This window comes from Capnocytophaga sp. oral taxon 335 str. F0486, assembly GCF_000277665.1.
Lineage (GTDB): Bacteria > Bacteroidota > Bacteroidia > Flavobacteriales > Flavobacteriaceae > Capnocytophaga > Capnocytophaga ochracea.
The window spans coordinates 1-13,918 of the sequence record NZ_AKFR01000029.1; the positions used below are offsets into that span (position 1 = coordinate 1).

General features: G+C 39.8%; 15 protein-coding genes. 11 read left to right on the forward strand and 4 right to left on the reverse strand.

Going from position 1 to position 13,918, the window contains the following annotated elements; translation table 11 throughout:
- Positions 1-50: 50 nt before the first annotated feature.
- Positions 51-653, reverse strand: coding sequence for a M15 family metallopeptidase (locus HMPREF1320_RS05715; RefSeq protein ID WP_009417863.1), 603 nt, complete (start codon positions 651-653; stop codon positions 51-53).
- Positions 654-730: 77 nt separating this feature from the next.
- Between HMPREF1320_RS05715 and smpB the strand changes: the two genes are divergently transcribed.
- A complete protein-coding gene (smpB, locus tag HMPREF1320_RS05720) occupies positions 731-1,186 on the forward strand; it encodes an SsrA-binding protein SmpB (protein ID WP_009417836.1) in 456 nt (151 codons plus the stop codon).
- Positions 1,187-1,261: 75 nt separating this feature from the next.
- Entirely contained in the window at positions 1,262-1,744 is a 483-nt protein-coding gene (locus tag HMPREF1320_RS05725) for a hypothetical protein (RefSeq protein WP_009417845.1), read from the forward strand.
- Between the two features lie 113 nt (positions 1,745-1,857).
- Here HMPREF1320_RS05725 and lysA read toward each other — a convergent pair whose 3' ends face one another.
- Complete coding sequence (lysA, locus tag HMPREF1320_RS05730) at positions 1,858-3,054, reverse strand: diaminopimelate decarboxylase (RefSeq protein WP_009417857.1); 1,197 nt, start codon at positions 3,052-3,054, stop codon at positions 1,858-1,860.
- A gap of 1,056 nt (positions 3,055-4,110) precedes the next feature.
- Here lysA and rpmB point away from each other — a divergent pair.
- The 4 genes from rpmB (at position 4,111) to ftsY (ending at position 5,786) form a co-directional block, all read left to right on the forward strand.
- Positions 4,111-4,347 carry a 50S ribosomal protein L28 gene (rpmB, locus tag HMPREF1320_RS05735; RefSeq protein WP_002672544.1) on the forward strand — a complete coding sequence of 79 codons (237 nt, stop codon included), beginning with the start codon at positions 4,111-4,113 and terminating at the stop codon, positions 4,345-4,347.
- A 17-nt stretch (positions 4,348-4,364) separates the two neighbouring features.
- Positions 4,365-4,547, forward strand: a complete 183-nt coding sequence (gene rpmG / locus HMPREF1320_RS05740; protein ID WP_002672545.1) for a 50S ribosomal protein L33 — start codon at positions 4,365-4,367, stop codon at positions 4,545-4,547.
- Positions 4,548-4,557: 10 nt separating this feature from the next.
- Positions 4,558-4,710: a DUF4295 domain-containing protein gene (locus HMPREF1320_RS11145; RefSeq protein ID WP_002672546.1), complete on the forward strand. Its 153-nt coding sequence runs from the start codon at positions 4,558-4,560 to the stop codon at positions 4,708-4,710.
- Between the two features lie 113 nt (positions 4,711-4,823).
- Positions 4,824-5,786 (forward strand): signal recognition particle-docking protein FtsY, encoded by a 963-nt coding sequence (gene ftsY, locus HMPREF1320_RS05745; protein WP_009417856.1) that lies wholly within the window; start codon positions 4,824-4,826, stop codon positions 5,784-5,786.
- Between the two features lie 39 nt (positions 5,787-5,825).
- Here the strand turns inward: ftsY and HMPREF1320_RS05750 are convergent, their stop codons facing one another.
- Both HMPREF1320_RS05750 and HMPREF1320_RS05755 read right to left on the reverse strand, forming a co-directional pair.
- Positions 5,826-6,860, reverse strand: a complete 1,035-nt coding sequence (locus HMPREF1320_RS05750; protein ID WP_009417889.1) for a ferredoxin--NADP reductase — start codon at positions 6,858-6,860, stop codon at positions 5,826-5,828.
- Positions 6,857-8,335 (reverse strand): S41 family peptidase, encoded by a 1,479-nt coding sequence (locus tag HMPREF1320_RS05755; protein WP_034554249.1) that lies wholly within the window; start codon positions 8,333-8,335, stop codon positions 6,857-6,859. Before HMPREF1320_RS05755 ends, HMPREF1320_RS05750 begins: the two co-directional genes overlap by 4 nt.
- Before the next feature lie 567 nt (positions 8,336-8,902).
- Between HMPREF1320_RS05755 and mutL the strand changes: the two genes are divergently transcribed.
- The 5 genes from mutL (at position 8,903) to aroC (ending at position 13,906) form a co-directional block, all read left to right on the forward strand.
- Complete coding sequence (mutL, locus tag HMPREF1320_RS05760) at positions 8,903-10,741, forward strand: DNA mismatch repair endonuclease MutL (protein WP_009417883.1); 1,839 nt, start codon at positions 8,903-8,905, stop codon at positions 10,739-10,741.
- Positions 10,742-10,821: 80 nt separating this feature from the next.
- Positions 10,822-11,598, forward strand: coding sequence for a rhomboid family intramembrane serine protease (locus tag HMPREF1320_RS05765; protein WP_009417885.1), 777 nt, complete (start codon positions 10,822-10,824; stop codon positions 11,596-11,598).
- A 41-nt stretch (positions 11,599-11,639) separates the two neighbouring features.
- Entirely contained in the window at positions 11,640-12,413 is a 774-nt protein-coding gene (locus HMPREF1320_RS05770) for a DUF695 domain-containing protein (protein WP_009417832.1), read from the forward strand.
- A gap of 39 nt (positions 12,414-12,452) precedes the next feature.
- Positions 12,453-12,845, forward strand: coding sequence for a hypothetical protein (locus tag HMPREF1320_RS05775; protein ID WP_002672562.1), 393 nt, complete (start codon positions 12,453-12,455; stop codon positions 12,843-12,845).
- Complete coding sequence (gene aroC, locus HMPREF1320_RS05780; RefSeq protein ID WP_009417848.1) at positions 12,845-13,906, forward strand: chorismate synthase; 1,062 nt, start codon at positions 12,845-12,847, stop codon at positions 13,904-13,906. The genes HMPREF1320_RS05775 and aroC overlap by 1 nt, the downstream gene beginning before the upstream one ends.
- The last annotated feature ends 12 nt before the right edge of the window (positions 13,907-13,918 follow it).

Consider the following 13,918-nt stretch of genomic DNA (forward strand, 5'->3'; position numbering starts at 1 on the left):
TGGAAGTACCTCAAAACTTAAAATAGTCGTAGCACGACAGAAGAGACATTTTATTTACATTGCCATTGGAAGTCTTCGACTTTAGATTGCATTTCGGGACGGTACTCATAGTGCCACCACTCTGAGAAAATAGATTTAAAGTTATATTTGTTGAGTACATCCTTCAACAACTTGCGATTCTCAAGTACCTTTTTAGGGAGGGTCGTGCAAGTGTGATGTGCTTTTTTACCAAAGAAATCAAAAGGAGTACCCATATCTAATTCCTTGCCTTGTGCATCTACAAGGGTAAGATCGACAGCAGCCCCGCGATTGTGTTTAGAACCTTTCGCGGGGTTTGCTACGTAGTGGGTACCTGGAAGTATCTTCCACATCTTTTTCTGTACCGAAAGCGGTCGGTAGCAGTCGAACAATTTAATGCGGTATCCCAACAATTTAAACTCTTCATTAGCTTTTACCAAAGCCTTTGCAGTACTCTTACGGAGATAACACTCACCACAATCATATACTGCTTGTTTGAGGAAATTATCGGGGGTGGCGTATTTCATATCGAATACAAAGTCATTAGAAAGGCTTCTGAGGAGCACAAAATCATTCTGCTGTGCTAAAAGTGAGGACACTGATAATAATGTAAAAAGTTGTAAGAGGTATTTCATAAGAGTGATTTTCGGCAAAAGTACAAAAAAACTTAAAAAAGACTTGCTATATGTAACAAATTTACTACTTTTGTGCTATGATTCAGAAAACAGTACAAATACTCAACAAACGAGCGAAATTTGAATATGAAATCCTCGACAAATACACGGCGGGGATTGTGCTCGTGGGTACCGAGATAAAGTCTATCAGGTTAGGAAAGGCTTCTATAGCTGAGAGTTTTTGCGAGTTTAACGATAAAGGAGAGCTTTTCGTAATCAACTCTACCATTGAAGCATATGACTTTGGCACCTATTACAACCACCGCCCCAAAAGTGAACGCAAACTGCTTTTGCAGAAAAAAGAACTTCGCAAACTCAATAAAGAAGTGAAAAATAGCGGGCTTACTATTGTACCTCTCAAACTCTTTATTAACGAAAAAGGTTTGGCTAAAATGGATATAGCCTTAGTACGCGGTAAGAAATTGTACGATAAACGCGAAACTATTAAAGACCGTGATAACAAGAGAAACTTGGATAGGCTGATGAAGAAGTAAGTCCTCACCCCGTTCCCCTCTCCCAAGGAGAGGGACAAACTGTGAATTAATTATTAACAATTAATCATTAGATAAGTGTATAGAGATTTTAAAGAACTCCCCGATGATGCCCGTGTGTGGGTATACCAATGCAACCGTAGCTTTACAGAAGAAGAGCAAAAGCAACTGCATTCACAATTAGAAGAATTTATAAACCACTGGATGGTGCACGGTAAGGATTTGCTATCATCATTTGAATTGCGCTATAACCGATTTATAGTTATAGGAGCATTACCCGATGCCCACGGTGTAGGAGGTTGTTCTCTTGATGCTTTAGCGCACTTTATTCAAGAACTTGAAGTCCAATACAACGTTACATTGCTTGACCGTATGAATGTGAGTTACCGTCAAGGTGAACACATCGCCTATAAAAACCTTGCCGATTTCAAAAAAATGGTAAAAGAAAAAGCAGTATCGGCACAAACTATAGTGTTCAACAATTTGGTGAATACTAAAATAGAATACGAAGAGAATTGGGAAGTGCCTTTGGAAGACAGCTGGCACAACCGGTTTTTATAGCGCGAGTTGTACAGGCAATAGAAGAAGTATGAACTTTGCCAAAATCTGAAACTTTGGCAAAGTGTAGCGACGCAAATGCGATTTTAAGACTTTTCGGACAGCCTTTTTTATTGTTAATATATCTGTCCTCTTAGTAAGTCTTCCAAGGTTTCTGCCTTTCTGATAAGTTTAGCTTCCCCATTCTGCCACAATACTTCTGCTGGACGCAAGCGTGAATTGTAGTTGCTCGCCATAGTGTAGCAATAGGCACCTGCATTGTGAAAGCACAATATATCACCCTCAGTAATCTCAGCTATTTGTCGGTTAGAGGCAAAAGTATCGGTCTCGCATATATACCCGACTATTGAATAGAAACGCTTCTTACCTTCGGGGTTAGAAATGTTTTCGATATAATGATTAGCCCCGTAGAACATTGGTCGGATAAGATGATTGAAACCAGAGTCGATGCCTGCAAATACGGTAGAAGTGGTTTGCTTTACTACATTCACCTTTACTAAAAAGTAGCCTGCTTCACTTACCAAAAACTTACCAGGCTCGAAAGCTAATGTAAGGTTGCGACCGTACTCCTTGCAGAAATCAGCAAAGCGACTGCTGAGACGTTCGCCCAACTCTTCTATATTGGTTTGTATATCTCCCTCTTTATAAGGCACTTTAAAGCCACTACCAAAGTCGATAAATTGTAAATCCTTAAAGTGTTTAGCGGTTTCAAAGAGTATTTCGGCAGCGTATAGGAACACATCAATATCTAAAATATCACTACCCGTGTGCATATGAATACCGTTGATGTGCATCTTTGTATTCTCGACGATGCGCAAGATATGCGGTATTTGGTGAATGCTAATACCAAACTTACTATCGATATGCCCTACCGAAATATTGCTATTACCGCCTGCCATCACGTGTGGATTGATACGAATACACACAGGTATCTCAGGGTGTTGTGTGCCAAACTGCTCCAAGAACGAAAGATTATCGATGTTGAGCTGTACTCCTAAGCGCATAGCCTCCTCAATTTCGTCCATTGAGACACCATTAGGCGTAAAAATAATTTGCTGAGGGTTAAAACCCGCCAGCAATCCCAACTGTACTTCCTGAATAGAAACGGTATCGAGACCAGCTCCCAAGTCCTTCATCAATTTCAAGATAGAAATATTAGAAAGGGCTTTCATTGCATAGTTGATGCGCAACTTGGGTACTGAGGCAAAGGCATTGGTAAGTCGGTTATATTGAGAAGCAATCTTCTGGGCATCATATACATATACAGGGCTCCCGTAAGTATGTGCTATGTTTAGTAAATCGTTTATTTTCATTGAATATACTGTTGTTTAAATGATTATAGGGCACAAAAGTACAAATAATTAGTAAAATGGCAAATAATACTAATAATACCAGAAATGCCAATAATACCAAATTAATGACAAATGACAGTGTGAGCCACACAGGCGGGTGCGAGCCGCACGGGCAGGTGTAATTAGCAAATTTGAGAATTAGCAAATGGAGGTGGAAAAATAAAATAATGTAGATGAAAGCCTTATTTAATGATTAATGGTTAATGGTTAATGATTAATGATTAATTTGGGAGAAGCTTATAGAGAGCTTATAGAAAAGACGAACAAAAAACGGTACGAGCCACACGGGCAGTCGTAGCACGACAGGCAGATAATGAAAGGACGAACAATGAACGAACAATGAACGAACAAATGACGAACAAAAGACGAACGAATGACGAACAAATGACGAACAAATGACGAACGAATGACGAACAAATGACGAACAAATGACGAACAAAGAACGAACAAATGACGAACAAATGACGGTGCGAGCCGCACGGGCAAAGGAACGAATGACGAACAATGAATGAACAAAAGACGAACAAAAGACGAACAAATGACGAACAAATGACGAACAAATGACGAACAAATGACGAACAAATGACGAACAAATTACGAACAAATGACGAACAATGAACGAACAATGAACGAACAAAAGACGAACAAAAGACGAACAAAAGACGAACAAAAGACGAACAAAAGACGGTGCGAGCCGCACGGGCAAAGGAACGAATGACGAACAATGAATGAAGAAAAGATAAAGCTAAGGTGGAAATAAGAAGAAGGTTATTAGTAGAATTCATACTGCAACGGCGAAGGGTATATGAAGATGGGGTTGTTTTATGTGCAAAAAGCAGTAGTTTTCAGATATTTAAATAATAATTTCAAATTAATTAAACGACTGAAATACAGTATATAATAAATTAGTATACACAAAAATAATCTGAAAAAAGAGAAAAAAGTTTTGCCGTTTCAAAAAATAGTTATACCTTTGCGCCTTGAATATAAATAACACATTAATAAATAGAGAAAAAAATGGCAAGAGTTTGTGACTTAACAGGCAAAAAAGCATTGGTGGGCAATAACGTGTCACACGCAATGAACAAAACAAAACGTAAATTCAATGTAAACCTCCGTACAAAACGTTTCTTCATTCCAGAAGAGAATCGTTGGATTACCCTAAAAGTATCGGCAACTGCAATTAAAACTATCGACAAGAAAGGTATCTATGCAGTGCTTAAAGAAGTAGAACGTAACGGATATATTAACTAATTTAAAAGAATACTAAAATGGCTAAAAAAGGAAATAGAATTCAGGTTATTTTGGAGTGCACTGAGCACAAAGAGTCTGGTTTACCAGGAACTTCACGTTACATCACTACCAAAAACAAAAAAAATACTCCAGATAGATTAGAGCTTAAGAAGTTCAACCCTATCCTCAAGAAAGTAACTGTTCATAAAGAAATTAAATAATTAAAACATTATGGCAAAGAAAACAGTAGCAACCTTACAAGGTAAATCTAAAAAGCATACTAAAGCTATCAAAATGGTGAAATCACCTAAAACAGGTGCTTATACTTTCGTAGAAAGCGTAATGGCTCCTGAGCTCGTTGATGAATTTTTGAAGAAGAAATAATTAAATTTTCTCTATTTTTATCATATTTAAAAAAGCTGTCGTGAGACGGCTTTTTTGCATATATAAACTTTTTTACTACCTTTGCACTCATATCCTAAAATATACAATAAGCTATGGCATTGCAATTTCTGAAAAATATCTTTTCAAAAGAAAAGAAAGAAACCTTAGATAAAGGCTTGGAGAAATCTAAAAACAGCTTTTTTGACCGCTTAGGAAAGGCTCTCGTTGGGAAATCGAAAGTAGATGAAGAGGTGCTCGATGACCTTGAAGAAGTGCTTATTGCCAGTGACGTAGGGGTGAATACTACTCTTAAAATCATTGACCGTATAGAGGCTCGTGTGGCTAAAGACAAGTACTTAAATACTTCTGAACTGAATACTATCCTTCGTGAAGAAATAGCAGGACTTCTATCAGAAACCCATACAGGAGAAGCAACAGACTTTACTTTACCTACTGACAAAAAGCCTTATGTGATGATGGTAGTAGGGGTAAACGGAGCTGGAAAGACCACTACTATCGGCAAGCTAGCAAGTCAGTTTACTAAAAAAGGCTTGAAAGTAGTATTAGGTGCTGCTGATACTTTCCGCGCCGCTGCGATTGACCAGCTACAAGTGTGGGCAGACCGTACCGGAGTGCCAATGATTAAACAGCAGTTAGGTAGCGACCCTGCTTCAGTAGCCTATGATACCCTTAGTTCAGCGGTAAAACAAAATGCTGATGTAGTAATTATTGATACGGCAGGACGCTTGCACAACAAAATCAATCTAATGAACGAGCTTTCTAAAATCAAGCGCGTGATGCAAAAAGTGATTCCTGATGCTCCTCACGAAGTGCTGTTAGTACTCGATGGTTCTACTGGACAAAATGCCTTTGAGCAAGCTAAAGAATTTACCAAAGCCACTGAAGTAACCGCTTTGGCTGTTACTAAATTGGACGGTACCGCCAAGGGGGGTGTGGTAATAGGCATCTCTGACCAATTTCAGATTCCTGTAAAATACATAGGAGTAGGAGAAGGTATAGACGACTTACAAATTTTTAACAAATATGAGTTCGTAGATTCTTTCTTTAAAGAATAACAACTTCAAAACTAAAATGAGTAATTGATTAACATTATACTAAAAGCGAACCTTTATTGTATCGGTCATCGCATAAGCTTGGCAAGTAAGAATATAGCCTTGCGATACTTCTTCTTCGCTGAGGGTTTCATTCTTCGCCATTTTGGCTTCTCCCTCCTCTACCCTACCGATACAGCTACTACACACGCCGTTCAGGCAAGAGTAAGGTGCATCGTAGCCACGTAAGAGTGCCGAACTGAGAAGTGTTTGGTTGCGCGCACTCTCAAAGCTGTGCGTCTGTCCGTTAAGTTCAAGAGTAATGGCGACATTGCCTTGTAGGGTGCTGTAATCTATCTCAGCTGGCGATGCCTCAAAAAGCTCTGTAAAAATGCGGTCTTTATCTATCCCTCTTAACAAGAGTATCTCACGGAGGTTTTTTACCAATTCCGTAGGACCACAAGCATAGTAACGCCCCCAGTTGAAATCTTTGTACTTAGTAAAAAGCTCATTCACTATTCTATCGTTGATGCGCCCCGTATAGTGGTCTCCCCAAGGCTCTTGACTGAAAGCGTAGTGGACTAAAAAGCGTTCGGGATACTGAATGCGGAGGGCTTCTATTTCATCAAAAAACAAAGCCTCCTCTTTAGACTTATTACCATAGACGAATACTACCTTGATATTCGTTTTAGACAAGGCTGTTTTGGCAATGCTCATCATAGGGGTTACGCCACTTCCTGCCGAGAAGAGCATAATATCGCGGTTGCCAAAGATGTCGTAAAAGAATACGAAAGAACCCATAGGAGGCATCACTTCTAATACATCACCCGCTTTGAGTTGGGTCGTCGCATAGGTAGAGAACACACCATTAGGCACGCGCTTTACGGCTACGCTCAGTTCACTTTCGTTCACTCCAGAGCAAATAGAATAAGCACGACGCACCTTTTCTCCACCAATCGTTTGTTGGAGAGTAAGGTATTCGCCAGCTTCAAAGTGAAATACTTTCTTCAATAACTCAGGTACTTCAAAGGTAATCATTACCGATGAAGTAGTAAGTTGTGTGATTTTAGATATAGTTAGTTCGTAAAATTGATTCATTTGTACATTTCGTTCAAGCCAAAATAGCCAGAGGTAGAAGTACCGAGCTTCTCAAAGTAAAAAGTTTCTTTCGACGCTGATCTCGAAGCTCTTCCGGCAACATTTCCTGTAATCTCTTGTAAAGTGCGTGCCAAAATAGGCTCAGTTTCGTCGCCTAATACCCCTAAATCATTTACAATCTCACTAATCTGAATATTAGGTTCTAAGCCATTTACGTAATCGCCTATGCCTTTGGCGTTTTCTATCTTCATTACCAAGGGTTGCATCGCCCATTTGTGCTTAGGGTTTTTAACTTTTCGTTGCTTATCGGTAAAGTCGTAAATAGTCACCGAGCCTTGGTTCTTACCCATTGTGGTTTCACCTATCTGCACTACATCTATGTAGGCTTTAAGACCATTGATAACCAATTCACTGGCTGAAGCTGTCCCGTCCGAAGTAATTACATACACTTTGTTAAGTCGCAGACTATTGATAGCCACCTGCCGACTGCCTTTTACCATATTAGACGTAAAATACTCTCTTTCATTCCCTCTAAAAGGTTGCAACTTGCTATTCCATTTTTCTACCGCAAACACCTGTCCGTTAAACTGACCTGTAATCATCGATGCTAAGTAAGTAGCCGAATTAACGCTTCCCCCACCATTGTAACGCAAATCGAGTATTAAGTCAGTAACCCCCTCTGCTTTAAACTCCGCAAAAGCATCGTTTAGTGTCTCATCAAAATCAGATACAAAAGCATTGTACATCAGGTAAGCTATTTTTTTACCTCCCTTGTTGAATACTTTATGAATAAGTACAGGGTTTTCAGGGGTTTGGTTTTGATTTAAAGTATAGGTTTTCCCTGTAGGAGTTGCTTTGCCATTCACAATTCTAAAGGTTGAAAACGAGATGACACCCGTATTTTGCAACAGTTGAAGATAATTAGAACGGTTAAGTGATTGCCCGTTGATAGTGGTTATCAAATCCCCCCGTTGCAAACCTTGTTGTTCTGCCTCCGATTTAGGCACTACATAACGCACTACAGCATAAACTCTAGTTTTTGTTTCGTCTACAAAACCAAAAGCGTAGTTTATACCCACACTGGCGGTAATACCCTTGAATTGGTTTTCGAGATCGGTGTAATTATCGGTGATATAGCTAAAGCGATCTATTTCTTCATATCTATTAAGTAACCCTTTATAGAAAAGGACTTTAGGATTGCTAAAACTCTTTAAGAATTGAGTATAACTCTTATTTTTATCAGCTTTGGTATCAGCTAAACTACCAAAACGGTTGTTTTGCAAATTAGGCACATCGGCTTGCCACAAATAATACGTGTTAAGTCCCTTCCAAATAAAATCGCGTACGCGCAAATCGGTATCGTTACCGGTATAGTCAGAGCCCGTAAAAGACACCTCATTGCCATTAGTAACGGGTTCTTTAGTACAAGATAACAAGCTGATAGCTATGAATATAGAGATAAACAAGTGTTTCATATTGAAAATAATTTTCCACAAAAGTAATACTTTTTTTATATTTGCACAAATTTTGTACCAGATAAGAAGTAAAACTAAATACCGATGCGTGAAGTGTGAAAAACAAAATTTTCTGTTTTACAGCATAAAAAGTAGCTCTTTTTTTCAACTAAAATAGAAGATTCCTTCGGTTTTCATATGCTTATTGTTCGTTCATTGTTCGTTCATTGCTTATTTGCCCGTGCGGCTCGCACCGTCTTTTGTTCGTCATTTGTTCGTCATTTGTTCGTCATTTGTTCGTCATTTGTTCGTCTTTTGTTCGTCTTTTGTTCGTCTTTTGTTCGTCTTTTGTTCGTCTTTTGTTCGTCTTTTGTTCGTCATTTGTTCGTCATTTGTTCGTTCATTGTTCGTCTTTTGTTCGTCTTTTGTTCGTCTTTTGTTCGTTCATTGTTCGTCTTTTCATTATCTGCCTGTCGTGCTACGACTGTCCGCGTGGCTCGCACCTGCCTGTGCGGCTCACACTGCCCGTCGTGCTACGACCTCGCACTTTTTACCTTTTATCTTTTACCTTTTACCTAAATAGATAGAATGTCAGATATTATAAAATTACTCCCCGATCACGTAGCCAACCAGATAGCCGCTGGTGAAGTGATTCAGCGTCCCGCCTCAGCAGTCAAAGAGCTGATGGAGAATGCTATCGATGCCGGTGCTACCGAAATAAAACTGCTCATCAAAGACGCAGGCAAGACCCTCGTACAGGTGATTGACAACGGTGTGGGAATGAGTACTACCGATGCGCGTATGGCTTTCGAGCGTCACGCCACCTCCAAAATACAAAAAGCAGAAGACCTTTTCCATTTGCAAACTAAAGGTTTTCGCGGGGAAGCCCTTGCCTCCATAGTGGCAATTGCGCACGTAGAGATGCAAACCAAGCGCCCAGAGGACGAGTTGGGTACCGAAATACACATCGAAGGCAGTAAGATTACGCGCCAAGAGCCCTGCGTATGCCCTACCGGTACGAGCATTGCGATGAAGAACCTCTTTTTCAACATTCCAGCGCGTCGCAACTTTCTAAAATCGGATACGGTGGAATTCCGTCATATACTCGATGAGTTTCACCGTGTTGCTTTGGCACACCCTGCAATTCATTTCTTTTTGTACAACAATGGCAACGAGCTGTTCAACCTGCCAGCTACCAATTTCCGCCAACGCATTGTACATCTTTTTGGAAGCAAAACCAATGAAAAGTTAGTGCCTATCATCGCCGAAGACACACCTTTGGTGCAAATCAGCGGATTTATCGTAAAACCTGAGTATTTAGCAAAGACTAAAAACTTGCAGTTTTTGATGGTCAATCATAGGTTTGTGAAAAATCAATACCTCAACCACGCAATTGCTTCGGCTTACGAAGGTCTTATCCACACCGACCAGAAGGCGGAGTATTTCATCAGTTTAGAAGTAGACCCCACAACTATCGACATCAATATTCACCCTACGAAAACCGAAATTAAGTTTGAAGAAGAGCATAGTATTTATGCCCTACTGAAGTCGGCAGTAAAACACAGTTTGGGTCAGTTTAACATCTCCCCTACCCTCGATTTTAGCAAAGACCCTACTTTCGATATTCCTTATAACTACAAGGACAAAACCCCAGAGTTTCCTAAGATAGAAGTAGACCCCAATTTCAACCCATTTAAAGAAGAATATGTAAGCCGAAGCAGTGGAAGCGATAGCCATAGTAATTTCGGCTCTTACAGCAAAAAAGCACCTACGTGGGAGAGTTTGTACACGGGCATTGAATCTTCCATCAATACCTCAACCCCTGAAACTATCGTGAGTTCGCTCTTTGAAACGGAACCTATACGAAGCCAAGGTAAGAAAATCATTGCTTTGGCAAAGAAATACCTCATAACTACTTTGGAAGGAGAGCTTATCATCATCAATATCAACAGGGCGCACCAACGTATCTTGTACGAAGATTTTATGAAGCATCTGCAATCCACCCATAGTGCAAGTCAGCAACTGATGTTCCCCTACGAACTGCCTTTTGCACCACACGAATTGGAAGTGATTGCACAACTGCGCGAGCTCTTTGAGTGCAGTGGCTTTATGTTTACCATAGAAACCGACAAGATTGTAGTAAGTGGGATTCCTCTGCACCTTACCGATAGTGAGATTCCTAATATTTTCAACGAACTCTTGCAACAGCATATCGAGGCATTACCCTCTACCGAAAACACTCAGAAAGAAGCCTTTGCTAAAGCTTTATGCAAGAGCTTAGCTGTAAAAACCGGACAGGTACTCAGTGAGGAAGAACAAGAAACTTTGATAAATAATTTGTTTAGTTGTCAAGAAGTATTAATTTCGCCTTTTGGAAAGCGAATTTATTACAATCTTTCAGTAAATGAAATAGAAAACCTATTTTAAATGCGAGTTGGATAGGCGATATAAGCATTGTGAACATTGCTAATTAACCAATCTCTAACAACTAATAACTAAAGACTAAAATGGACAGAATATCTAAAACAGTACTACATCTGATTATTATCAATACGATAGTATTAATACTTACCGCATTGAATGAAAAAGGACTATTTTTACCTCAAATAAATATAGTCGGTACTTTTGCCTTACACCATTTTGAAACTCCTTCTTTTCACTGGTGGCAATATATCAGCTATATGTTTATGCACGCTGATTTTACACACCTGCTCTTTAATATGTACGCCTTATGGGCATTCGGGACTCCCTTAGAGAATATATGGGGGCGCAATAAGTTTCTATTCTTCTATTTTTCTTGTGGCGTAGGAGCGGCTTTGCTTCATACGGGAGTAAATTACTACTATGTACATCAAGCTGTCAATGCTTTAGCGGAAGCTGGTGTGCCTGCTAATGAAGTTTTAGAAATTATTGCAGAAGGTAAATACAATCCTAATTGGGGCAATATCATCAATCACAGCACCTTCGAAAGTATGTATGATGTACTTAGATCTACTACCGTAGGTGCTTCAGGTGCTATTTATGGTATATTAGTAGCTTTTGGAATGTTCTTCCCCGATGCCAAACTGATGTTGTTCTTTATCCCTTACCCTATAGCGGCTCGTTATTTTATCCCTTTACTTGTAGCCTTAGACTTAATAATGGGATTTGTGGGAGGAATTACTATTTTCGGTGGTAATATCGCTCATTTTGCACACGTAGGAGGGGCACTCATAGGCTTCCTAATTATGTTGTACTGGAAAAAACACAACTTTGATAAGAATAGATGGGACAGAAGATTGTAAAGAGCCTTTAAGTAGAATCCTATTTTTTAATAACAAATGATATGCAAAATATTCAAATTCCAGAAAACTGGACTGTCTATATCGGCAGATTAGAAGATAACCCCGCTGTATTCCGCCTCAATTTAGGATTAGAGGAAATTGCTCCTATCACCCAATACCCTCAAAGCGTACGCCTTACTTTTGAGCTAAAAGAACCTGATGAAAACGGTTTTTCAAATAACCGAGAACGTGACTTCCTCTATACGATAGAAGATGAAGAAGTAATGCCTTTGCTTAATGAAAGTGATATCTTAGCGGGTATTGTCACTTATCAAGGCACTATCACGTGGTATTTTTATACCGAAAATACTTCTGATTTAGAAAAACGCTTGCAATCAGTAGTAACCAAACACCCTGATTATAGCACTCAAATCAAAACTACTGACGATACTGATTGGAAGATTTACTTTGAGTTTCTTTTCCCTAATATCTACGAAATGCAAAGCATTCACAATAGTAATTTGCAAGAACATTGTGAAGAAGCAGGCGACCACACCGACCAAGAGCGCCCTATTGAACACTGGTTGTATTTCCAAACTGAAAAGGATATGAATAGTGCTATTGCAAAAGCTGAAACCTTAGGTTTTTCAGTATATAACAGAGGTAAAATAGAGCCCGAAGAGGGTGAAGATCCTAATGAAGATTTAGGTTACCGCCTTATCCTCAGTAAAGTAAATAGTGTAGACAACATCGACCCCGATACGTGGGACTTGATAGACCTCGCTCTCGATACTCACGGCGAATACGACGGCTGGGAAACAGTTTTAGTTAAGTAAAAATAATTAACCATTTATCATTAAACATTAATCATTATTTTGAACTTAGAAAGTAAAAAAACAATTGTAGAGAAAAGTGCTAAAGACCTCTTTGCACTCTTAGAAAATGTAGCTAATTTTGAACGACTGATGCCCGATAATATTAGTAAGTTCCAAATGCTCAGCGAGCAGTCTTTTGTGTTTGCTTTAAAAGGAATGCCTGAAATTTCTTTAGAAAAGAAAAGTAGTACTCCCAGCAGTCAGTTGGTATTAGGTGAAGCAAAAGGTAAGATTCCTTTTCAGCTTACTGCCAATATTACCGAAGTATCGAACAATGAGAGTGAAGTACAACTACTCTTCGAGGGTAACTTCAACCCCGTAATGGCAATGATGGTAAAGACACCTATCAGTAAGTTTATGGAAACCTTAGTAACCAAAATGAAAGAATTATAATGGCTGGAAATAGTATAGGTACACTCTTTAGGCTCACCACCTTTGGCGAATCGCACGGCGAAGCCTTAGGAGGAATTATAGACGGCTGTCCACCTAATATAACCTTAGAATTTGAAGCCATACAGCACGAACTCGACCGTCGAAAACCAGGGCAGTCAGCGATTGTTACGCAACGCAAAGAGGGCGACAAGGTACGCTTTCTTTCGGGTATTTTAAACGGCAAAACCACTGGTACTCCTATTGGTTTTATCATTGAGAACGAAAACCAGCATTCAGCTGACTATGCCCATATTGCTGAAGTGTATCGTCCCAGCCACGCCGATTATGTATATCAACAGAAATACGGTATACGTGACTATCGTGGAGGCGGTCGCTCGTCAGCGCGTGAAACAGCTTGTCGGGTAGTAGCAGGAGCTATTGCAAAACAGATACTGAAAGGAGTACAAATTACCGCTTATGTATCAAGTGTAGGTGAGCTTACCCTTACTAAACCCTATACTGAACTCGATTTGGCAATAGCCGAAACTAATGCCGTACGCTGTCCCGACCCTACCTTAGCGGAACAAATGGAAGCCTACATCAAAGCTATTCGTAAGGAGGGTGACACCATAGGTGGGGTAGTAAGTTGTGTAGTAAAAGGAGTACCCGTAGGTTTAGGTGAACCTGTATTCGATAAGCTCCACGCACAGCTTGGCAAAGCGATGCTCTCTATCAATGCTGTAAAAGGGTTTGAATACGGCAGTGGTTTTGCAGGTACTGCAATGCGCGGTAGCCAGCACAACGACCTTTTTAACCCTGATGGCACTACCCAAACCAACTATTCAGGCGGGATACAAGGCGGTATCAGCAATGGTATGGATATTTATTTTAGAGTAGCTTTTAAGCCCGTAGCTACCCTTATGCAAGAGCAACCCGCACTCGACACACACGGCAACATCGTAACAATGCAAGGTAAAGGCAGACACGACCCTTGTGTAGTACCTCGTGCAATACCTATCGTCGAGGCTATGACCGCAATCGTATTATTAGATTTTTGGTTGATTAGTCGTCAAAAAAACTAATGACTAAATATA